At 39.3% G+C, this 22,654-nt stretch carries 21 protein-coding genes; 7 read left to right on the top strand and 14 right to left on the bottom strand.

Annotated features, from left to right (window positions below):
• On the top strand, window positions 1–837 hold an 837-nt coding region (locus ACKI5B_RS09970), incomplete at its 5' end, for a hypothetical protein (RefSeq protein ID WP_407428304.1).
• 16 nt (window positions 838–853) lie between these two features.
• Here ACKI5B_RS09970 and ACKI5B_RS09965 read toward each other — a convergent pair.
• The 13 genes from ACKI5B_RS09965 to ACKI5B_RS09905 form a co-directional block, all read right to left on the bottom strand.
• The gene (locus tag ACKI5B_RS09965; protein ID WP_407428302.1) at window positions 854–2,314 is read right to left on the bottom strand and encodes an ATP-binding cassette domain-containing protein; all 1,461 of its coding nucleotides are present in this window, start codon (window positions 2,312–2,314) and stop codon (window positions 854–856) included.
• Entirely contained in the window at window positions 2,315–3,319 is a 1,005-nt protein-coding gene (locus ACKI5B_RS09960; protein WP_407428300.1) for a hypothetical protein, read from the bottom strand. It lies immediately after the preceding gene.
• On the bottom strand, window positions 3,303–4,184 hold the full coding sequence (locus tag ACKI5B_RS09955) for a hypothetical protein (RefSeq protein ID WP_407428298.1): 882 nt from the start codon (window positions 4,182–4,184) through the stop codon (window positions 3,303–3,305). Before ACKI5B_RS09955 ends, ACKI5B_RS09960 begins: the two co-directional genes overlap by 17 nt.
• A gap of 14 nt (window positions 4,185–4,198) precedes the next feature.
• Window positions 4,199–5,872 (bottom strand): ABC transporter substrate-binding protein, encoded by a 1,674-nt coding sequence (locus ACKI5B_RS09950; protein ID WP_407428296.1) that lies wholly within the window; start codon window positions 5,870–5,872, stop codon window positions 4,199–4,201.
• 2 nt (window positions 5,873–5,874) lie between these two features.
• Window positions 5,875–7,338, bottom strand: a complete 1,464-nt coding sequence (locus ACKI5B_RS09945) for a hypothetical protein (RefSeq protein ID WP_407428294.1) — start codon at window positions 7,336–7,338, stop codon at window positions 5,875–5,877.
• Entirely contained in the window at window positions 7,335–8,951 is a 1,617-nt protein-coding gene (locus ACKI5B_RS09940; RefSeq protein ID WP_407428292.1) for a formylglycine-generating enzyme family protein, read from the bottom strand. Before ACKI5B_RS09940 ends, ACKI5B_RS09945 begins: the two co-directional genes overlap by 4 nt.
• Window positions 8,952–9,038: 87 nt before the next feature.
• Window positions 9,039–9,443 (bottom strand): cytidine deaminase, encoded by a 405-nt coding sequence (cdd, locus tag ACKI5B_RS09935; RefSeq protein WP_486401673.1) that lies wholly within the window; start codon window positions 9,441–9,443, stop codon window positions 9,039–9,041.
• 61 nt (window positions 9,444–9,504) lie between these two features.
• Entirely contained in the window at window positions 9,505–9,750 is a 246-nt protein-coding gene (locus ACKI5B_RS09930) for a TIGR03905 family TSCPD domain-containing protein (protein WP_407428290.1), read from the bottom strand.
• Window positions 9,751–9,829: 79 nt separating this feature from the next.
• The gene (locus ACKI5B_RS09925; RefSeq protein ID WP_407428288.1) at window positions 9,830–10,852 is read right to left on the bottom strand and encodes a branched-chain amino acid aminotransferase; all 1,023 of its coding nucleotides are present in this window, start codon (window positions 10,850–10,852) and stop codon (window positions 9,830–9,832) included.
• A 37-nt stretch (window positions 10,853–10,889) separates the two neighbouring features.
• Complete coding sequence (locus ACKI5B_RS09920) at window positions 10,890–11,933, bottom strand: ABC transporter permease subunit (protein WP_407428286.1); 1,044 nt, start codon at window positions 11,931–11,933, stop codon at window positions 10,890–10,892.
• Window positions 11,933–13,075: an ABC transporter permease gene (locus ACKI5B_RS09915; RefSeq protein ID WP_407428284.1), complete on the bottom strand. Its 1,143-nt coding sequence runs from the start codon at window positions 13,073–13,075 to the stop codon at window positions 11,933–11,935. Before ACKI5B_RS09915 ends, ACKI5B_RS09920 begins: the two co-directional genes overlap by 1 nt.
• Window positions 13,075–14,592 carry a sugar ABC transporter ATP-binding protein gene (locus tag ACKI5B_RS09910; protein ID WP_407428282.1) on the bottom strand — a complete coding sequence of 506 codons (1,518 nt, stop codon included), beginning with the start codon at window positions 14,590–14,592 and terminating at the stop codon, window positions 13,075–13,077. The genes ACKI5B_RS09915 and ACKI5B_RS09910 overlap by 1 nt, the downstream gene beginning before the upstream one ends.
• Window positions 14,593–14,675: 83 nt before the next feature.
• Window positions 14,676–15,665 (bottom strand): ABC transporter substrate-binding protein, encoded by a 990-nt coding sequence (locus ACKI5B_RS09905; protein WP_407428280.1) that lies wholly within the window; start codon window positions 15,663–15,665, stop codon window positions 14,676–14,678.
• 192 nt (window positions 15,666–15,857) lie between these two features.
• On the opposite strand from ACKI5B_RS09905, the gene glgX reads away from it, so the two are divergent.
• The 4 genes from glgX to ACKI5B_RS09885 all read left to right on the top strand — a co-directional run bounded on the left by glgX (window position 15,858) and on the right by ACKI5B_RS09885 (window position 19,515).
• Complete coding sequence (gene glgX / locus ACKI5B_RS09900) at window positions 15,858–17,960, top strand: glycogen debranching protein GlgX (RefSeq protein ID WP_407428278.1); 2,103 nt, start codon at window positions 15,858–15,860, stop codon at window positions 17,958–17,960.
• Window positions 17,961–17,999: 39 nt separating this feature from the next.
• On the top strand, window positions 18,000–18,647 hold the full coding sequence (locus ACKI5B_RS09895; RefSeq protein WP_407428276.1) for a Crp/Fnr family transcriptional regulator: 648 nt from the start codon (window positions 18,000–18,002) through the stop codon (window positions 18,645–18,647).
• A 71-nt stretch (window positions 18,648–18,718) separates the two neighbouring features.
• Window positions 18,719–18,925, top strand: a complete 207-nt coding sequence (locus tag ACKI5B_RS09890; protein ID WP_407428274.1) for a 4Fe-4S binding protein — start codon at window positions 18,719–18,721, stop codon at window positions 18,923–18,925.
• The gene (locus ACKI5B_RS09885) at window positions 18,922–19,515 is read left to right on the top strand and encodes a 4Fe-4S binding protein (protein WP_407428272.1); all 594 of its coding nucleotides are present in this window, start codon (window positions 18,922–18,924) and stop codon (window positions 19,513–19,515) included. The genes ACKI5B_RS09890 and ACKI5B_RS09885 overlap by 4 nt, the downstream gene beginning before the upstream one ends.
• A 26-nt stretch (window positions 19,516–19,541) precedes the next feature.
• Here ACKI5B_RS09885 and ACKI5B_RS09880 read toward each other — a convergent pair whose 3' ends face one another.
• On the bottom strand, window positions 19,542–21,614 hold the full coding sequence (locus ACKI5B_RS09880; RefSeq protein WP_407428270.1) for a methyl-accepting chemotaxis protein: 2,073 nt from the start codon (window positions 21,612–21,614) through the stop codon (window positions 19,542–19,544).
• Window positions 21,615–21,770: 156 nt separating this feature from the next.
• On the opposite strand from ACKI5B_RS09880, the gene ACKI5B_RS09875 reads away from it, so the two are divergent.
• Complete coding sequence (locus ACKI5B_RS09875) at window positions 21,771–22,037, top strand: hypothetical protein (protein WP_407428268.1); 267 nt, start codon at window positions 21,771–21,773, stop codon at window positions 22,035–22,037.
• A 20-nt stretch (window positions 22,038–22,057) separates the two neighbouring features.
• Complete coding sequence (locus ACKI5B_RS09870) at window positions 22,058–22,474, top strand: YcgN family cysteine cluster protein (protein ID WP_407428266.1); 417 nt, start codon at window positions 22,058–22,060, stop codon at window positions 22,472–22,474.
• The last annotated feature ends 180 nt before the right edge of the window (window positions 22,475–22,654 follow it).

Below are 22,654 nucleotides of genomic sequence, written 5' to 3'. Positions count from 1 at the left end.
ATTGAACAGTCAGCAAAATCAAATGTATCTTTAACAGAATTTATTTTGACTTTAAATAAAGATGAAATCAATTACATATATTCCTTCATAAATACCTTACATACGGCATTGCCTGATTACAAATATGAGTTTGAATTTCTTACAAATAATTCAGAAACACATATCTCAAAAATTTTACATGATTCAATAAGAATGAAAGGAAAAAATCCAGATGAAGAATTTTTACTTTCACAAATATGGAAACATAATCTACAACCAAAAAAAATAAATAACTCTTACGTATATCTAAGTAAAAAAGAAAATCTTAATATTGATAATACGGAACCTGTTAATTATTTACATGAAGAATATTTTACAACCATCATAATCTTACTGATATGGTTAGGTGTCACTTTCTTAACTACTGTCTACCAAACGATAGTTTGTTTTTTTGATAAAATTTATATTTCATCATTTTATAAATCTATTCAAGTATTTGATCTATTATTATTTGTTTTGGCAGGAATTACCGGTTGTGTAATCTTTTTTCTGGATATTTTCTCAACTCAAAGCTTATTAAAAAACAATTATCAGTATTTTATTTTCATGCCTCTGCATTTAATTTTTGCTTTTTCAATTTTTAAGCCTTTTAAAGACAAGCGTCTTTTAATTACCTACTGGTCGTTAGTTTCTTTTTCATCCCTAATCTTCATTTTGATTTATTCATTAATTAATCATAAATTTCCAGTAATAACAGCACTTCTTGCAGGTATTTTAGTCATAAGAACACTTTACTTTGCTTTTTTAGCATTTATATCATTAAAAAAAATCCCCCGTTCAATTAAGAACGAGGGCTAAAAATTATGCCTTAAAATCAGCCTGCATCTTTATACATACCGACAAGTTCCGGGAAGTCGTAGTTCTTTTCTACAAAGTACCTTAAGTCAAAGTCTTCATGAGTTACAACAACCAGAATTGTTGCATGCTCAGCAAGATAATCTGAAATTACCTTCATAACATGCAGACGAGTTGCAAAGTCAATGTGGGCAAAAGGTTCGTCAAGCAGAAGAATGTCCGGTTTAGCAGTAAGTGCACGGGCAATATCAACACGCTTCATTTCTCCTGAAGAAAGAGACTGTGGCAGAATCTCAAGATGACCTTCCGTAAGGCCGACCTTTTTAAGATTTTCAGTAAATTCTTCAAGTGTACCTTCTATGCCGGCCTTTGAAATCTGATTAAATGAATCTTTGATTTTAAGGTCAGGGAAGAATGAAAAACGGGAATCCTGCTGAACAACTGCCATTCTTTTTCTGAACGGTTTAAATTCTTTTGGATCCTTACCGGTTTCTTTAGGCTTTAAAGCAACCAAATCATCTCCTTCCATGAGGATTTGACCGCCGGTTTCATCAAGAAGACGCAAAATTGCTTTGATTGTTGAAGACTTACCGCAACCGGAAGGACCTGTAATTCCGTAAACAGTTGAACGTTCAAAAGTAAGATTCAATCCTTTGAAGGCAGTAAATTTTCTGTCTCCAAAAAGCCCTCGCTTATTGTAAGACTGGGAAACTTCCTTAAGTTCAATTGCTGAACCTGACGCACCTTTTTTTGCTTCAGGTTTTTCATATCCTTCCAGTTCAGGGAGCTGGTCAAGTTTAACCATATCTCCATCTTTTAAGATATAAGCCTGGGTTAAAGTAAGGCGGCGGATAAAATCAACATCGTGACTAACCATTAAGAAAGTTTTTGTTTTGTCGTTTAAGATTTCATTATTCAAAAATTCAACAAAACTCTTTCTCAGGTTACGGTCAAGATTTACTGTAGGCTCGTCAAGAAGAATAAGATTTCCACGCCGAGACAGCAAAATCATTAATGTGATTCGCTGCATTTCACCGCCGGAAACTTCATCCGGATAATTGCGCGCATATTTTTCAAAATCCATAGAAAAATATGTAGAAAGGCGACTTACGATTATTTCGCGTTCACCTGGTGCCAAAAGAGCCAGATTCTGGTCGAGTGTGAGGGACGGATTCATTACCTGAGCTGTTTCTGCCGGAATGAACATGAGCCCGGACTGTTCAATTTTAGTCCACTGGTCAAAGTCCTGTTTTTTTCCATCAATGTAAGAATCAAGGCCGTTAACTTTCTGAGAACCTTCAAAAGTGAAGACATTCATCGGCAAGATTCCTGCGATTGACTTTAACAGAACTGACTTACCAGTTCCTGTAACACCCATAATAACTGTAGATGTTCCTTCATCTATGGAAAAATTACAATGTTTGAGCGTAATACGCTGTCCAAGATGGATGCTAAAATCCAAAAATTCAACTGGTTTCATTTAGTCTGCCTCCTGTTTTTTTCCAAGAATCATAAGGAAAGCAACACTGATTGCAATTACAATTAATGCCGGAATCCAGAAATACAGGGAAGGGTAATCTGAGGAACCAAAAATTGCTGAACGATATGCTGCAATTAATGAACCAGGACTTGTATGCTGTGGTGATCCATTTTCGCCAAAGCCAAGCTGAACAACATAACCAAATGAAGTATCAAGAACCAAAGTTTTAAGAAGAATACCTGCTGCTACACGCTTTAAAGTGTCCTTCATAAGCGAAGTTCTCATCAATACAGAAAGAATTCTGTTCTTTGTAAAGCCATAAGAACGGAATGAAACGCTGTACTTACGGTTATACAAATCAGAAAGTGGAATTGAAATACTTCTTACAGCTTCAGGTAATACAGTAACTGTAGCTGCTGCAACAAAGACAAGCAGTGAAACCCAGGCTGATGTGGTTGCCTTGCCGTTACTCAAAACACCTGAAACAGGTACATAACAGAACAAAGCAATAATAATTGACGGAATTGATTCAAATGCACTCAATATATTTGAAAAAGTACGGCCTGCTCCCATAGAAAGCACACTCAAGTATCCAAGTACAACACTAAAAATCATCGCACAAATTAATGTTGAAACAAGAATAAGAGAAAGTTTTCTGAAAGAGACAAAAACCTGATCAAGAAATTTCAAGAATCCAAAATAATCTTCTTTTACTTCACGTTCAGATTTTTCTTCATTTTCAAAAAGTGACTGAGGTATAAATGAACGGACTGTAACCTCTTTTTTAAGACTTACGACCATCTGAGGTGTTCCATCTTCTTCAAAAACAGGATCGCCGTTTTCATCGGTATTCTGAATCATGACTGGAGTTCCATCAGGATAAGTCTGAACCTTACGCTCTTCACGGAGATCGTAATATAATTTTTCAGGCAGCCACGAAATTACAAGTGGCAGCAAAAGAATTATTATAAGAATTGTTTTTAAAACCTTAGATTGCTTTTTCATACCACCTCGGATAGAACATGAACAGAATCCCTTTTACTATCAATGAAACAAAAGCATTTACACAAAGAAGAACAAATACGGAAGCTACAAGTGTGTCAGTTCCATTAAGAGCTTTCATTGCATCAATTAATGTTTTTCCAAGACCAGGAAAAGAAAATGCAATTTCAGCAATAGTGATTGAACCAATAATTGCAGGAACTTTACCGGCAACATACGGAATAAATCGCGGAAGACTTGCCTGGAAAAGATAGCCTGAATATGTTCCCTGTGAAGGGAAAAGCTTACCCATTGGACGGCCCAAAGTTGAAAAAACAATAGCATGGGTCTGACTAACCTGTGCAAGCATGTCTGTTTTAAGAAAGTTCGTTGCGTCCCATGAAAGGCCTCCGAACAAAACAGTTACAATTGCAACAACCGGCAGCGGACAATATCTTCCTGCTATAGAATAAATAATCATTAAGCCGACAAACAGCGGAATCGCAGCAAGAACGGCAGCAATTCCATTGATTATTTTTTCTGCATAGACAGAGGTCTTTTTTTCAAAATGAAGTGCCATGTATCTTGTTGTAACTGAGTAAGAAGAACAAACTACGCTGATAAGAATTATCACAAGCAGAGCAATCAGAGCGAGTGGCAGAGTAACTGCCGCACCGCTTCGAATAATTGCACCTGAAGAAAATCCAACCTTTGCAGTGTTTACCTGACCAGTAAGGAACAAACCAAAGCCCTTGAGAGCTCTTAAATATCCACTTGCTTCCTCCCCGGTAGCAATAAGATACAGGGAAGAAAGCACAACTGTGCCAATCAGGGCAAATAAAATGCCATGAATGACCAGTTCTTTTAATAAAAAGCGCAGAAAACGCATTAATGCACCTCTAGCTATTTATTTTTTCTGTCGCCGAATACCCATTTTTCTGCTGAAAGGAACGGGTTGTCAGAAGCGATTACAACATTTTTAAGACCACGAGCATAAACATCTTTCTGAAGAGTAATAAGATTTATAGCAGGACAGTCATCAGCAAAGCGTGTTTCAAGTTTGTCGATAATATCAATCATGCCTCGTGTTTCATTCTGTTTATCAAATTCAGTAAACAGACCGTCAAGTTTTTTATCAGAAACGCCGGAAACATTGTCTGCACCATTTCCTCTGTAAAGGCTTCCGATTGATGAATACCAGTTATCAAAACCGTCGTGATACATAAGAGCAAGTTCGTAATTCTTCTTTTCACGGCTTACATCACGCTTGAATGTATCAACGTTAACCTTTTTAACTTCAACGTTAAGACCAATTTCTTCAAGCTGTTTAGCAATTGCATCTGCAAGCTGTTTTCCGAATGCACCCATTGATTCAGGATATTTAAGCATTGCATTCTGACCTGCAATTCCACCCTGAGAAGCAAGCTTCTTTGCTTTTGCAAGGTTGTAAGGAAGCTTAGCAGGCATGTTACCTTCATAATATTCCGGAACGTTTTTAGAAAGAGTATTTGCAGGGAAAATTCCTGAGTTAATTACAACAACATCTTCCTGATCAGTAATTCCTGGAATTAAGTCCTCTTTGCTCAAAGCCATTGCAATAGCCTGACGGCCTTCTGCTTTAGGGAAGAGAGTTGTATTAATCTGGATATCATAGAATGCATATGGCATATATGAACTGATGTAAACACCTTCACCTTCGAAAGAAAGAACTTTCTGGCGGTCAAGAGGGTTTGTTTCAAGAATAAGGTTGATGTTTCCTTTGCGCAATTCATTAAGGCGAACTTCAGGGTCGACAATCTGTTCAATTACGATTGTGTCTGCTTCTACGCGTTTGTTTGTAGAATTTTCATATTTTGCATTTTTGTCAAAAGCAATATATCGTTCGATTTTCCATTCTGTGAATTTGAAAGGACCAGTTCCAATTGGAGAAGTAGCAAATGCACGTTCATTTTCACCTTCGCGCATATTTACATTCATTGGTTCTCCATTGTATTTAGCAGGAATAATCTTGAACGCAGCGAGAACTGAATAAACACGGAAAAGCGGAATAGGCTTTTTGAATGTGATGATTACAGTTGATTCATCCTGTGCTTCGTATTTATCAATAAACGAAAGGAAATATTCGCGGTTTGGAGATTCATTTTCTTTTAAGGCATAAGCATCAAAAGAATAAATAACATCTTCTGAAGAAAGATAGTGGCGCTTATCCTGAGTTGAATCATGCCATTCTGTACTTGTATTAAGAGTAACAAGGAATGTTTTTTTGTCATTTCCATGTTCTTCAATGTCTTCAGCAAGACATGGTTCTGCTACAAGAGCACCATTTCCGTTTTCATCTTCAACTACTTCGTTATTACAAAGACCGTCAAAAATAAGTTCATTTGCATTAAGACCCTGTGTATTCTGAGGAAGAACAGGATTTAATGAATCCGGAAGATTTGATACTGCAACTTTAACACCTTTTGGCATTGCGTTGATAAAAATTACAGAAACAATAGCTGCAATTACCAAAACTCCGACTGCAGCAAAAATTATTGTTTTTTTGTTAAGGCTTTTTTTAGTTTTTTCTTCTGCCATGATTAGCGACTCCTTGTAATAAATGAACTGTAAACAACTACTTCACCAGAATAGCTGTCTGTTTTACCTTTCTGAATTTCAAAGAAATATTTGTCTGAACCTAAAGCTTTTCCAGCATTGAGTACAGGCCATGAATTTCCTACTTTATTTGCCTTGCTTACAAGGTCTTTAATTCCTTTCTTTTCGATATCTTTACCACTGTGAGTATTCTGATTGAATACGCGGACATTGCGGTTATCTTTAAGAGTGATTACAAGGTCGTTCATTTCACCGCTCTTAATAGAAACCATACCCCACCAGTACTCATCACCTTTCTGTTTTGTTGCAGAGAATTTTGCAGGACGAGATTTCTGACTTTCTTTTGTTGAACCAGGAGCAGGGTTGAAAAGACCAATCATAAGAGGCATTACAGTTTTACCACGGCTTTCAACTTCTTTCTTGTAAGCAATTTCTTTGTTAATCTGTGCAATTTTTGCCTGAAGATCATTTTTCTGTGCGTTTATATCGTTAATAATGTCTTTGCTGACTTCTTTCGGATATTTTTCAGAGAAAGCAATAAGTTCATCATATTTTGTATTGATGTTTGCTTCTACTGATTTGTAGTGTGCAAGGATTTCATCGAGAGTAAATTCACCATTTTTACCGCTTCCAGTTCCTTCAGGCTGGCGGGCAAATTCTTCACCGATTGCATCTTTGTAATCGTATGCTTTTTCACGAATTGAAGCTTCTCTCTGAACGGCAACATCCTGGCGGACTTTTTTGAAAGTTTTTGCGTAAGTTGAAACACCATTTGTGTCAGCAACACCAGAATTTTTAACAAGTGTATTTACTTCTGATTCTGCTGCAGTACATTTTGCAAGAAGGTCATTGTATGCTGCAATCTGTGCATCAAAATCTTCGATTGCCGCAGCTTTTTCTGCCTGTGCAAGAAGATTAGCTTTTTTTGAAGCAATTGATTCACATACAGCAACTTCTTTTGCAGTTGTATCAAGTTCAGCTGATGTTCCATAAACTTTTACAGCTGTTTTCTGCATTTTACCTGCTTCGTTAACTTTTCCGGCAGCAAGAAGATTGTCAATTCGAACTGCAGTAAGTTTTGAACCCTTATCTTTTGTGCTTGCCGGCAGACTCAGGAGAGGCTCGTCAATTGCACTGAATTTTGTAAGGGCTGTATTACAAGCAGAAAGCAGCTTGCTTTCGTTTGTAGCCTTGATTGCATCAGTACTTTCAAGTGCATCATTACCTGCATTATATAAAGTGATGTAATTCAGGTATTTTTTCTGTGTTGCAGAATCTTTAATTTCTGTCCAGTAAGCACGTGCTGATTCAGGTTCACGTGAATTCCAGGCTTTAATACCATTTGCAACTTCAGGGTCTTTTCCATCAACATTTGTTGAACCACAGGAAATTAAGAACACAGCAAGAGCTGCAGTCAAGACTGATAAAACTTTTCTCATTTTTTTCATTTAGAAATCTCCTTTACAAGACGGAAACCGACATCAGTATAGCCGTTATTGCCGTCAACATTTTTATAGTTAGAAATTCTTAAATCAACAGGACCGTCCATCCATGAACCGCCTTTTACTGTACGAAGGGTAGAATCTTCTGCTTCATTTCGGGCACTAGAAGTCCATTCCCAGACGTTTCCAGCCATATCAACAAGTCCCCAGGCATTTACATTTTCTTCAAAAGCACCTACAGGAGAAGTAAACTTGAATTTACCGTTCTTTTTGTAATTTGCTTTTTTGCCCTTATTTGGAGCTTCATCACCCCAAGGGTAAATAACTTCAGCACCTGCGCGGGCAGCAACTTCCCATTCATCATCTGTTGGAAGACGATATTTACTGCCTGTCTGCTCTGAAAGCCATGCTGCATATGCTTCTGCTTCAGCAGCAGAAATATTAATAATTGGCTGAGAAGGAGCGTTAAAATCAGTGTTATCCAGATATTCCGGAGTTGAATCAGCACGAGTCAAATAAAGATATGCTGCATACTGGAAATTTGTAACTGGAGAAACATCAACTGCATAGTCAGCAAGTTCAACTTCACGAGAAGCTTCTCTTGCACTTGCTCTTGAGTCTGCTTTCATGGCACCAGTTGTGTATTTTCCGGCAGCAACTTCTACAGTTTTGTATGCAGAATTAATGTCTTCAACACAGTAATATCGGGCATCTGCAGAAGAAGCACCGTCAAGTTTTCGCATTGCAGAAGTTACATAATCTTCACTTGCAAAAGCTGTAGAAACTGTAAGACAGACAATTTTGTTTTTATAATCATCAGAAACAGGATATTCTGCAGTTACATTTCCGATTGCGTCTGTTTTTACGATAGAAACAACTTCAGCAATGTCTGCAGATTCTGAAGCACCTGAAATAACAGGAACTTCCCATACAAGTTTAACTGAAAGACCTGCCAAAGCAGAACCAGAAGAATCTTTTGCAGTAATCACAATTGGATTTGATGAAGTAATAATTTTGTCTGATTCAGAAAAAACAAATTCCAGATTCTGAACAATGTTTGAACATGCACTTTCTACTTTTTTTGAAAAAAGTTCAGTTCCCTTTTCCTGTAAAGTCAGGAGCTCTGTTTCACCATTTTCTGCAAGTGTTGAAAGGATTTTTGCACCAATTGAAAGTTTTTCTGCAGAATTTTTCTGTGAATTGAATTTTTCGTAAGAAGAATTCAAAGTCTGCCGGAGCTTGTCAGAATAAGCCTTTTCGTGTTTTTCCCAGTCTGCATGCTTCATTCTGTATGTAACAGTTTTTCCATCTTTGCTTGCCTGGTAAGGCTTTAAATCCGGAAAGCGTGCATTTACTACGCTGTCACTTACAGTAACTTTCTGGGCTGCAGGATTTGTTAAACGAACAGTTGCAGTCAATGCATTTTCAACAAGTTCGCGTTTTGCAAGAAAAGCTGCATCTTCAGCTGTTGAACCTTTTCCATTTCCGTAATAATAACCAGGTTCTTCTTTTACTAACTCAGACTTAGGTTTTGAGTAAGCGAAGCCAGTGGTCAATACGGTAATGCAGGCTGTAACGATAAAAAATCTTAAACGATTTTTTCCGATTTTTTTAATCATATTTTTTTTCTCCTCCAAATATGAATATATGAAGTCAACTTTTTTTATCTTTTCTAGGATTAAGTAAAATAAGATTGGTGTCAAGTATCAGAGAAGCGAAAAACTTTCCGGTAAAAGCTCACCAAGTGTAAAAATTTTATAATCTGATGCATTTTTAGCAAGAATAATCTGAAAATCTTTTTTACAGAATTCTGCTAAAACCTGCCGGCAAACTCCACAGGGAGGGCAAAAATCTTTAACAATACCATTTTCGCCGCCAACAATTGCAATTGCAGAAAAATCTTTTACACCTTCACTTACTGCTTTAAAAACAGCAGTACGCTCTGCACAGTTACTGGGGCCATAAGCTGCATTTTCAATATTACAGCCGGTAAAAATCTGTCCGTCACAGGAAAGTAAAGCCGCGCCTACATGAAAATGTGAATAGGGGGCATATGATTTTTTAAGCATTGCAAGAGCTTTTTCAATCAGTTCTGCATAAGAAATATTCATAACAAAATATTATAACACGAATTTATTGAATGTCACGAATATTTTAAACTCTAAGAAATTTCTAATTAGAAAGAACAGCCTTAGCAAGCTGATCTGCACAGGAAGTATTTTTGTTTCCGCAAAGATTACCAAGTAATTTGGCAGAAATCTCTTCTGCAGTCATGCCCTCACAAAGTTTAGCGATAGCCTTAAGGTTACCGTTGCAGCCGCCTTCAAAAGAGATATTGTGTATACGATTTTCGGCATCGCGCTCAAAGTGAATCATTCGAGCGCAGGTGCCTGTTGTGTTGTAAGTAATTTTTTCCATACTTTTTTATCCACAGATTAACACAGATTTCCACCGATTATTTAATCTGTGATAATCTGTGCCTATCTGTGGATTTTTTTTATTTAATCTCGTAAATCCAGCCTTCCGGAGCTTTTTCTGTTCCCATCTGAATACCTGTGAGTGTTTCACGAAGCTTTTTGAGGACAGGACCGATTTCATCCATGCCGCTTGGAACATTGATTTTTGTTCCGTGGTCATCGATGCAGCCGATTGGAGAAATTACAGCAGCTGTACCACACAAACCAACTTCAGCAAAATCTTTAAGCTCGTTTTTGTTTACCTGACGCTCTTCAACTGTAAGACCGAGATAGTCTTTTGCAACCTGAACGAGTGAGCGGCGTGTAATTGATGGAAGAATGCTGTTTGATTTTGGAGTAACAAGTTTTCCGTCTTTTGTAACGAAAAGAATGTTTGCACCGCCGGTTTCTTCGATGTATGTGTGAGTTGCAGGGTCAGTGTACATATTTTCTGCAAAGCCTTTTTTGTGAGCATCAACAATGTTATGAAGGCTCATTGCGTAGTTGAGGCCGGCTTTAATGTCGCCTGTTCCGTGAGGAGCGGCACGGTCAAGGTCAGAAAGACGTACAGTGATTGGCTTTACGCCGCCTTTGAAATAAGGTCCAACCGGAGTAACAAGAATGCGGAACTGATATTCTTCAGCAGGTTTTACGCCGATTACAGCGCTTGAACCGAACATATATGGGCGGATATACAAAGTAGCACCGCTTCCAAACGGCGGAACCCATTCGATATTTGCTTTGATTGTATCGATTACAGCCTTAATCCAGCGGTCTTTCGGGAAGACCGGCATTTCAAGGCGTTCGCAGCTGTCCTTCATTCGGTCAGCGTTTAAATCAGGGCGGAATGTAACGATTTTTCCGTCTGATGTTGTATATGCCTTTAAGCCTTCAAAACAGGTCTGTGCATACTGAAGAACGCCTGCACATTCTGACATTGTGATTGTGTGGTCAGAAGTAAGAGTACCTTCGTCCCACGCACCGTTTTTATAATTTGCAACGAAACTTTTTGTAGTTTCCATGTAACCGAAAGGCAGGTTTGCCCAGTCCAAATCTTTTGCCATAATTTTTTTACCTCGATTAAAAAAGAGTATTTTTAATTTACTGTTTTTTTCTGTTCTTTACAATCGTGAAAATACTTTGCAGCACAATGAAGAAACACAGAATAAGTGAAAGAACTATGCGGCTCCACCATGACGAAAGGGTTCCATTAAAACTGATAAGTGCTTCTATAGTAGCTTTTATAAGAACACCAAAAAATGTTCCTATTACAGTACCCACACCTCCGGTAAGCATTGTACCGCCAATTACAGCAGAAGCAATCGCATCCATTTCAAAACCACGTGCCTGTTCAACAAAACCGCCGCAGGTATTCAGACAGAACAAAAGGCCTGCAAGAGAAGCGAGAAATCCTTCAAGCATATATGCAAAAAATTTGTTCTTTTTTACATTGATTCCCATTAAAAGTGCAGACTGTTCATTTCCGCCGATGGCAAAGAGGTTGCGACCAAAGCGGGTATATTTAAGAATAACCCAGACAATTGCCACAGTAACAAGGGCAATTACAACATTCGGATGGATAAACGGATAAATTGCATCTCCTTTACGGTTAATATATGCACCAAAAGGCAGGGTAATGTCTTTTTTTGCCATTGCCAGAAAAAATTTATTCGTAATTGCGATTGTATCGGAACTGATTACAGCCGTAAGACCGCGGCAGAAAAACAGCCCCGCCAGCGTAATGATAAAAGGCTGCAATTCCATATAAGAAATAAGCCATCCCTGAAGTGCACCAAAAGCAATTCCGAATAAAAGCACAATTAAAATCGCAGCACCGCACGGAATTCCCATTCTTTCCATTGAATATGCCATAATCATACAGGTAAGACCGACAACAGAGCCGACTGAAATATCGATTCCTCCTGTAATCATAACAAGAGTCATGCCGCTTGCCGCAACTAAAAGGCCGCCGTTATTAATAAGCATGTTCATAAAAGTCTGCATGCGGTCAAAATTTTTATTGCCGTAAATAATCATGCCGAAAAGATACATCACTACAAAAAGCCCAATCGTAACAAACAGAAGAAAATTGCTGCCTGTAACTCGTTTTTTCTTTATGAAGTCAGATAAAACTATATTTTTCATTATGCAACCACTCCTTCTTTATTTGCTTTGTTTTTGAGATACAGTTTTACACGGGCACGCAATTTACTGAATGCAGGAGACTGAAAAAGAACAATCAGTATAACCACAATCGCCTTATAGACAGGAAGCTGGTCTGCTGATACGCCAATTGAATAAAGACTTGTAGTAAGACACTGAATTGTAATTGCACCGATAATAGAACCGGCCAAATTAAATTTACCTCCGCCAAGACTGTTTCCACCGAGAGCAACCGCAAGAATCGCATCCATTTCAAGATTTAAGCCGATATTATTCGCATCACTTGAATAGATCCGGCTTGAAGCGATTGTTCCGGCAACACCGGCACTCAGACCACAGAAAACATAGCAGAAGAACATAACAAGCGTAGAATTTATTCCGACCAGACGACCTGCCTTTGCATTTATACCGACGGTCTGAATATACGTAGAAAGAGCTGTTTTTTTAAGCAGAAGCTGCGTAAGAAGAACAAATAAAACAACTATAAAGATTGGCGTTGGAACAGGACAGCCGGGAATGAAGCTTCCTATCCATTTAAATGATTCCATCCGGACATAAAGAATAATTCCTGTGGCATTTGCATTTGAACTGATAAGCTGAGCTATTCCACGACCTGCCGTAAAAAGAATAAGAGTGGCAACCATCGGCTGAATATTAAGCCTTGCGACCAGAAGCCCGTTAAACGCTCCACAAGCCACACCGCCTAAAAGTCCAAAAAATATTGCAAGGGCAGGAAGCATTGCATATCCGTCGTAGCTGGAACCTAAAAGCCGCACGATAATTGCTCCTGAAACCGCCATAATAGCTCCGACAGAAATGTCTGTTCCACGCGAAGAAGCAACAACAAGCGTCATGCCGACTGCCAGAATAATCAGTTCACAGGAACGGTTTAAAATATCAATTATAAATCCATACAGAATCGGATTGCCGTTCAAATCATGTGAAATCGAAATCTTGAAAAAGTTTCTGCCTAGATAGATATTCACAAACAGATTGACCACAAGCATGACAATTAATGCAATAATCGGAAGCCCAAGCTGACTTTTTATAAATTTTTGTGCAATTTCTTTAAAATCCAAGGATTTAATTTTTTCCCCGATTTGATGAACAAATTTTTGAACCATTATTTTTCACCTCCTGCAATCGCTGCCATGACATCCTGCTGCGTGAGATTGTTGTTTACCAGTTCGCCGACTTTTGAACCATCCCGAAGGACACACAGTCTGTTTACAGTCCGGAGCATTTCTTCAATTTCTGAACTGATGAACATAACCGTTAAACCTTCACCGGCAAGCTGCACGATAAGTTTCTGAATTTCGGTCTTTGTTCCGACATCAATACCACGGGTCGGCTCATCAAGAATTAAAAAATCAGGATTTGTAACAAGCCAGCGGCCGATAATAACTTTCTGCTGATTACCACCGGAAAGCTGCTTTATTAAAGTTTCTGAAGAAGGCGTTTTAATCTGCAGAGCTTTGATGTATTTTTCGGTAAGCTCAATCTGTTTACTCATCGGGAGCAGATGGAAAACACCGGTTTTTGCCTGAAGAGCAATCATCATATTTTCACGGATTGAAAGATCTGCGATGATACTTTCGGCCTTGCGGTCTTCAGGAAGATAGGCCATTCCACGTTTAATTGAATCAATCGGTGCACGGGCCTTTAACGGAGAGTTTTTAAAGAAAAGTTCACCTCCGTCCGGTTTATCTGCACCATAAATACTCCGTGCCATTTCTGACCGTCCCGAACCCAAAAGGCCTGTAAGTCCGATAACTTCACCTTTTCGGATTGTAACATCAAAAGGCTTTATAGTACCTGTATGAGTAAGTGCAACAGCACGAATAACTTCTTCCTGTTCACTGTTATTTTCAGATACCTGATTGTGATGAATATTTTCCAGATCATCGACTTCATGTCCAAGCATTGTCTGAACAAGCTTTAAGCGGGGAAGTTCTGCCGTAGTAAACTGCCCCTGCAGCTGACCGTTACGAAGAACAGTAATTCTATCGCAGACAGAATATACCTGTTCCAGAAAATGCGTTACGAAAATGATACCAACTCCGTCTGCCCGAAGCTGACGCATTACATTAAATAAATTTTCTACTTCATGATCATCAAGAGAACTTGTCGGTTCATCAAGAATCAAAACCTTACAGTTAAAATTAACTGCACGTGCAATAGCAGCCATCTGCTGAATTGCCACAGAATAATCACCGAGCGTTCTTGTAACATCGATATCTTCCAGACCAACCCATGAAAGAAGTGCTTTAGCCTTTTCATTCATAAGCTTCCAGTCAATCATGCCGAATTTCGTTAGCGGTTCATGTCCTGCAAAAATATTTTCGGCAACAGAAATATTTGTACACAAATTGACTTCCTGATATACAGGACTTATACCATTTTGCTGAGCTTCCTGCGGCGAATGATTGTTTATTGGCTTCCCTTCAAGGTAAATTTCGCCGCTATCTCTAATATGAACTCCTGTCAAAACTTTTATCAATGTGCTTTTTCCAGCTCCATTTTCGCCCATAAGAGCATGTATCTCACCTTTTTTGAGAGAAAAATCTACATTTTGAAGAGCTTTTACACCTGGAAAAGAAATTGAAATATTTTTCATGGAAAGCAAAATATCATCCGCCATCATTCCCTCTTTTTAAAATCTGCATAAAAAAAGTCGGGGCCCGGCAATGCAGACACCCCGACTTTCAACGATACTAAACTAAATTAGTACTGACGAGTTGGCAAAACTGCCTGAGCATTGTCCTGATCGAATACGCCTTCTGTTACATACTGCTTTTTCTGTGTTACAGATGTGCCTGATTCGAGATTTTTGATGATTTCGTCTACGCGAGGACCATGCAATGGGTTACATTCTGCTGCACAGTTAATTTCACCGGCAATCATGCGGTTAAATGCTTCTTTTACAGCATCGAATGTAATGATAATGATATCTTTGCCTGGAACTTTGCCGGCTGCTTTAATAGCATCGATAGCACCGAAAGTCATGTTATCGTTTTCGCTGTAAACAACATCGATTTTATCGAACTGTTTAAGCATAGATTCCATAACTTCCTGACCTTTAGACTGAGTGAATTCACCTGTTTGCTGAGCAATAAGATGCCAGTTTGGATGAGCAGCGATTCCTTCTTCAAGACCCTGTGTACGGCCAATCTGAGCTGAAGCACCGATTGTACCCTGCAAATCAACAATGTTAATATCTTCACCGTCACGGCCGAGCTTTTTAAGATATGCATCAAGCCATGCAACTGCATCCTGACCTTCTTTTAAGAAGTTACCGCCGACCCAGCAAAGATAAAGACTTTCATCTGAAAGTTTCATTTCACGGTCTGAAAGAATAACAGGAATACTTGCATTTCGAGCTTCCTGAAGAACAGTTTCCCATCCAGTTTCTACAACTGGAGCAACAACGATATAATCAACTTCCTGCTGAATAAAGTCACGGATTGCTTTGATTTGATTTTCCTGTTTCTGCTGAGCATCAACAAAAATCAATTCGTAGCCGTTTTCTGGTGTGAAAGTGCTTTTGAATGACTCAGTATTTGCCAGACGCCAGTCAGATTCTGCACCAACCTGTGCGTAACCAACTTTGATAAGTTTTTTACCACTGTTTGCTGCTGACTTTTTTTCATTACAGCCCATAAAAGCGAGAGATGCCATAAGTACAGCACCTGCGAACCCAAGAATTTTTTTCATTTCTTAATACCTCCGAATGAAACTTTTCTATATTTAAAATGGTATGACTGAATTTCTGATTTGTAAAGTTTTTTATCAAAACTTTTTGGTTATTATCAATTTTTCAGGGTATTAAAAAAACAAAAGTTATTTTTTTTCAAATTCTGAATGAGACCTTTAATTTTGTAAAACTCTATGTTAAACTTTTACAATATGGACTCGATTAGAATTTCAGCTGGAAAAGCTATTAAACCAGGCACCACAGTCACTGCAAAAGGTGTTTATTTTTCTCTTTTCAGTCGTAATGCAAAAAAAGTTTATCTGGATTTGTATTCTTCAGCAGAAGATGCAGTTCCTTTTCATACAATAGAATTAAATCCCGAAACTAACAAAACAGGCGATTTGTGGCACGTATTTGTCGAAGGCCTTAAACCGGGTGATTTATACCTTTACCGGGTTGACGGTCCTTTTACGCCTGGACGAGGCCATCGTTTTGATAAAAATCAGTCATTGTTTGACCCGCGTGCAAAAGCTTTTACCGAAGGTTCTGTCTTTAAATATATGCTTCCCGGAAAAGACAAATACATGGAGCGTTTTCCAAAATGTGTAATCGTCGATGATGAAGACTACGACTGGGAAGATGACAAACCGCTTGAAATTCCTCTTGAAAAATCCGTTATTTACGAAGCACATTTAAAAGGCTTTACAGCTTCACCTTCTTCACAGGTTGAACACCCCGGCACTTACCGCGGCTTAATCGAAAAAATTCCATACCTTCAGTCACTTGGCATTTCTGCTGTTGAACTTCTTCCTGTCATGGAATTTGACGAATACGAAAACACAAATGTTAATCCGCGTACAGGCGCACGCATGAAAAATTACTGGGGCTACAGCACAATCGGTTTTTTTGCCCCAAAAAATTCTTATTCAAGCGACAGAACTCCAGGCGGCTGTGTCCGTGAATTCAAAGACATGGTAAAAGCCCTTCACAATGCCGGAATCGAAGTTCTGCTTGATGTTGTTTTTAATCACACAGCCGAAGGAAACGAAAACGGTATTCCATTAAATTTCCGCGGCATCGATAACAGCATTTTCTATCATCTTGTTCACGACCACAAAGAATACTACATGAATTATTCCGGTTGTGGAAATGCAGTAAACGCAAATCATCCGGTTGTTCAGGATTTTATCATTGACTGTCTTCATTACTGGGTTCTTGAAATGCATGTTGACGGTTTCCGTTTTGATCTGGCATCTGAACTTACCCGTGACGAAAAAGGTTTTCCTTCAGATGCTGCACCGCTCACCAAACGGATTTCAGAAGATTCCGTCTTGCGAAAAACAAAAATAATCGCTGAACCATGGGACTGCGGCGGTGCATATCAAATAGGCAATTTCCCGGGCGGAAGATGGTGTGAATGGAACGACCATTACCGTGACGGAATCCGCCGCTTTATACGTGGAGACGAACATACTTCAAACGAAGCTGCAACCCGCATTGCAGGCTCCAACGACCTGTATGCACTCAGCGGACGGGGGCCGGTTCATTCAATAAATTTTATAACTGCTCACGACGGTTTTACACTGAATGATTTAGTCACTTACAATCACAAGCACAACGAAGACAACGGTGAAGAAAACCGTGACGGAAACGACAATAACCTGAGCTACAATTACGGCTATGAAGGTCCTGTCATCAATCCAAAAATCGAAAAAATCCGTGCGCGCCAGATTAAAAATTTCTTCACAACACTTCTGCTTTCTCAGGGAACTCCGATGTTCGTTGCAGGAGACGAAGTTCGCCGCACCCAGAACGGCAATAACAACGCATACTGTCAGGATAATGACCTTTCCTGGTTCAACTGGGAAGATGTAAACAAAAATTCACAGATGCTGGATTTCGTACAGAAATTAATCACACTCCGTAATCAGCATCCTGTTTTCCACAGACGGAATTTTTTTGGCGGTGCGGCAACAAGCCAGTTCAACAACCCGCCTGACATTTCCTGGTTCGATTTTGACGGAACAATTCCAGACTGGAAAAAAATGAACCGTTATCTGGGCTTCAGACTGGGTGGCAAGGCAGAAGGACTCCCAAAAGATGACAATGATTTTTTCATTGCCATGAATATGGACATTCACGACCTTACAATCACAATTCCAAAACCTTCTGCAGGAAGAACCTGGTACCGCACAATCGACACTTCAATTGAAAATAAGACAGCAGTTTTACTTTCTGGTGATGAAGAAACCTTAAATTCTCAGGAGCATTATGTCCTCGTGGCAAACAGCATTCTCGTGCTGATTGCAAAATAGCAGACGGATTTAATAGAATTATTACAGTTAAAAGTAAGTATGAATAATTTGGACAAAATTTTCTCTTTTTGGAAAAATCTCACATCTATTCAAAAAAATTTTTTAACACAAAGCGCACGCACAGAAATTTTTCCAGCCGGCAAGCTGATTCATCGTTCAGACGGAAGCTGCCGTGGTATTATGGCGGTTCTTTCTGGAGCTTTACGTGTTTACTGTGTTTCAGAAGAGGGAAGGGAAGTCACACTTTATCGCGTTGAAAAAGGGAATGTGTGCATTCTTTCAGCTTCATGCCTCATGGATTCAATTGTTTTTGATGTTTTGATTGAAGCAACCACAGATACCGAAGTATGTCTTCTGCCTTCAGCTGCACTCCATAAAGTTGAGGAAGAAAATCCGATTATAAGCCTGTATATCTACAAAAATGCAACAGAAAAATTTTCCGAAGTTTTATGGACAATCCAGCAGATTCTTTTTATGAAAATCGATCAGCGCCTTGCCTTTGCACTCAAAGAAGAAATACAGCGGCAAAAAAGCCTTGTTCTTTTGATTACACACGAAGATTTAGCAAAACAGATTGGCAGCGTACGCGAAGTAGTTTCTAAAACACTGAAATATCTTGAAGAAGAAGGCATAGTTAAACTCGGACGCGGAAAAATTGAAATACTGAACAAAGAAAAACTGAGATAAATTTTCCCCCTGTGTAACTTCATCACATACAATTTCTCTTACCTCTGTTAAATTTATCATAGAGGTACTAAATGAAATCAAAAAAATATGCCTGCGTTGACCAGTCCCGCTGTGTCGCATGTGGTGCGTGTACTAATGTCTGCCCGCGAGGGGCAATCTCAGTTATAAACGGTTGTTTTGCACGTGTAAATTCTGATATTTGCGTTGGCTGCGGTTTGTGCGGAAAAACCTGTCCAGTCGGATGCATTACTCCGGTTTTACGGGAGGTAAATGCATGAAATCAAGAAAATGGTACAATTATCTCTGGATTTGGGCGATTATTTATTTTGCGCTGGGATTTTTCAACATACTTTTTGCCTGGCTTGGACTGATTGACTTCCTTCTTCCGCTTGGATTTGCTGTTTTCGGCGGTAACAAACTTTTCTGCAACAGTTTTTGCGGACGTGGACAGCTTTTTAATATTCTGGGAACAAAGCTGCGACTTTCACGCAATAAAACAACTCCACGCTCACTTTCTTCCAAATGGTTCCGTTATGGATTTTTAATCTTTTTCCTTACGATGTTCGGCAACATGATTTTTCAGACTTACCTTGTAGCAGGCGAAGCTCAGAATCTCAAACAGGCAGTAAAATTATTCTGGACTTTCAGTGTTCCGTGGAAATGTACATATACACCAGAACTGCTTCCTGAAAACCTTAACTGGATTGTTCAGTTCAGCTACGGATTTTACAGTCTCATGCTAACTTCCACTCTCATCGGACTTATTGTAATGGTTTTGTATAAACCAAGAAGCTGGTGTACTTTTTGTCCGATGGGAACAATGACACAGGGAATTTGCAAACTTAAAAAAGAATATAAAATTAAATAAAATCCACGCGCGTAAAAGACCGGTCTTTACTCTGTCTTAAACTGAGCTACATCACTTCCAAGCTGTGTTACATTTGTGTTGAGTTCTTCTACACTCCGGTCGATGTTCATGCCGCTGGTTACAACACTCTGTGCACTGTCAGACATTTCGGTCATGCTCCGGCTTACAGCCTCCACAGAATTCTGCAGGCTGTCCATTTTTTCAAGAACTCGTGTACTGTCATCAGACATTTTCTGTGATGCGCTGCGGACATTTTCAGTATTTTTTTCCATGTTGGAAAGCAGAGAAATTACATTGCGTGAATCGGAATTCTGAGTTTCAAGGGAAGTTCGTACAGACTGAACAAGGCTGTCAGTTTCCTGAATACGTGCAGAAACTCCCGAAAAAGCCGTGCTTGATTCCTGAGAAGCAGAAACAATTTCTACAATGCTGTCTTTAATATTATTAAGCTGTTCACCGATTGTCTTTGACTGATTGGAAGATGTTTCTGAAAGCTTACGGATTTCGTCTGCAACTACAGCAAAGCCTTTGCCGGCTTCTCCTGCATGAGCCGCCTCAATTGCCGCATTCATGGCAAGAAGGTTCGTCTGTTCTGCAATTGCCGCGATTGAAAGGTTTGCTTCCTGAAGCATTATCGACTGCTCTTCAATCTGACCAATACGCTGGTTAACCCGGTTCTGCTTTTCCATTCCGTTTTTTGACTCGCGGTCAAGCAGACTGAATGAATTTGCCATGCTTTCCATAGAACCGCTTATCTGCTCAATACTCTTAACAAGCTGACCTACTGCTGCAGATGATTCGCGGATACTTTCACTCTGAGAATCAATCATGTTGTTTACGGTAGAAATGCTGGTCGTAACTTCTTTAACAACATCCTGAGTTTCGGTGAATCCTTCTGACTGTTTTGCAATCTGCTCCTTAACGCTTCCAATACTCAACCGGATATTTGTCATTGAAGAAGAAACTTCTGCAACACTGTCGCGCATATTGTCTGAAACTACATCTAGATTTGCACTCGTAGATTTAATCGTTCCAATCATGTTCTGAAGCTTGTCTGCAAATGCATTGAAACTTGTGATAACGGTTTTCATTTCGGAACACTTTGATGAAATTGTAAGACGGCGGGTAAGGTCTGCGTCTCCGGAAGAAATATCGCTTAAAGCCTGAGCCGTATGCTTAATCGGCTGAACAATGCCATGCAGAATGATTACAAGCACTAAAATAATAACTGCAAGCAGAACTGTAAAAGAAATTATGATAATCTGAGCGGTTTTCTGAACAAAGGCATTTGCTCCTGCTGCAGAACGACCGTAAACAAAATACCACTTAGTTCCCTTAATAGGTGTTGATTTGTAGTAATATGTTTCTCCGTTGGTTTGAGCCGTAAAAATTTCAGAACCTCCGCCCAAAAATTTCGAACTAAGCGAACTGTAAGCACCGTTTTCTACAGATGAAATCGAATCTTCTGCCGAATATTGCTCGTGCGTTGCAAAATGACCGTCTTCTGTGAGAATGAACATTCTTTCATCAGCAAAGCGGCACTTTTCTTTGAGGGCATTTTTTATTGAAGCAAGAGGAAAATCAACAGAAACAACGCCGAGAGAAGTTTTCTGCTCATCAAAAACCTGCTTTGAAATACTTACGACTGCACTTCCCGTCATATCATCAATGTACACGTCAGAATAAACAAAGTTCTGCGGATCTTTTACGGCTCCGGTGTACCATGGGCGGGTATGCGGATCCCAGTCAGAATCAGGCTCCCAGAGTGTGCCGTCATAATAATGTTCGTCGATAACACCATAAAAGCCGGTTGAATCAGGATAAGATTTTGTAAAGTTGATAAAAACTGAAAGATTAGTATCTGTATCAGGATTGGGCCCGTCCAAAAACATGTCAGTGAGTGCTTCAAGAAGATTTCTCGGCCTCTGCATTGCACCCATTACATATTCAGAGCAGGCTTCACTTGAAGAAATAAGACTTTCCCTCGTCTGTTCCGTTGCATAAACTTTAAGCCTGTTAGCAGTTACAAGCATCATCAGAAGAAAAAGAACCAGTGTCGGCCCTGCAATCATTATCAATGAGCGTTTTAAAAGTGTCATCTCTCTCCATCCTTCGGAATTTTCCGTTTTTTTAATGTTGGTTTCCATAAATAATAACACTGATTAAGGAATTATCAAGTTTATATAGATTAAAATGAATTTTAAGATTCCAATAATTTTTTGAATCAAAATAAAATTCTATGATAAAATATATGCATGAAATACCGAAGAAAAGAAATTATCGAAGCCGTCCAGTGGAACGGAAAAAATCAATCTGAAATTAAAGCTTTTGCCGGTCAGTTCGCCATGTTCGATTATGCCGATATGGACAAAGACGGAACGCTTGATGCAGTCCTAAAAGTAAAAAACACCGAAAAAATCGAAAATGCCAGTGCCGGAGATTATGTCGTTCGCGGAAAGAAAGGCGACTTTTTTATTATGAAACAGGCAGAATTTGAATCGCTTTACGAGGAAGTGGAGTAAGATTGAACCCCGATTTTTATATGAAGACTCCATTGCTTCAGATGAACGATGAGCAGTGGGAAGCTTTGTGTGACGGCTGCGGCTTGTGCTGTTTCCGCAAATTTATCACAGGTCGCGGCAAAAAGCAGAAAGTTCACTTTACAAGGATTGCCTGCGACCTTCTCGACCTTAAAACCTGCCGCTGCTCCGACTACGAAAACCGCTTCAAAAAACAGAAAGAATGTTCACGCCTCACAAAAAACAATGTCGGAAAATGCGACTGGCTCCCGGAAACCTGCGCCTACCGAAGGCTTTATTACAAACAACCGCTCCCAGACTGGCATCCGCTGGTGACAGGAAATGCAGAAAGCGTAAAGAAAAACGGGATTCAAATTGCAAACGCTGTTCACGAAAGTGATGTTGGAGACAGGGAGTGGGAAGAATTTGAGGTGGAATAAAGAAAATACCGGTACCGCTCAGTTACCGATTCTTTTATCGACTCTGTGAAAGTCTTTCTGTAAATTCCTAAAAAGTAGGCACTGTGGTAAAATAAACACAGGAGCCTACTTATGGCAAAAGAAAAAATTCCACCACACAAAGTCGTAATGACAGAAGGCAAAAGAGAAATCGTCAGAAGT

Source organism: Treponema sp., assembly GCF_045657965.1.
In the GTDB taxonomy this organism is placed as follows: Bacteria; Spirochaetota; Spirochaetia; order Treponematales; family Treponemataceae; genus Treponema_D.
The sequence above is the reverse complement of the archived record's forward strand: the minus strand, read 5'-3'. Positions and strand labels throughout refer to the sequence as shown.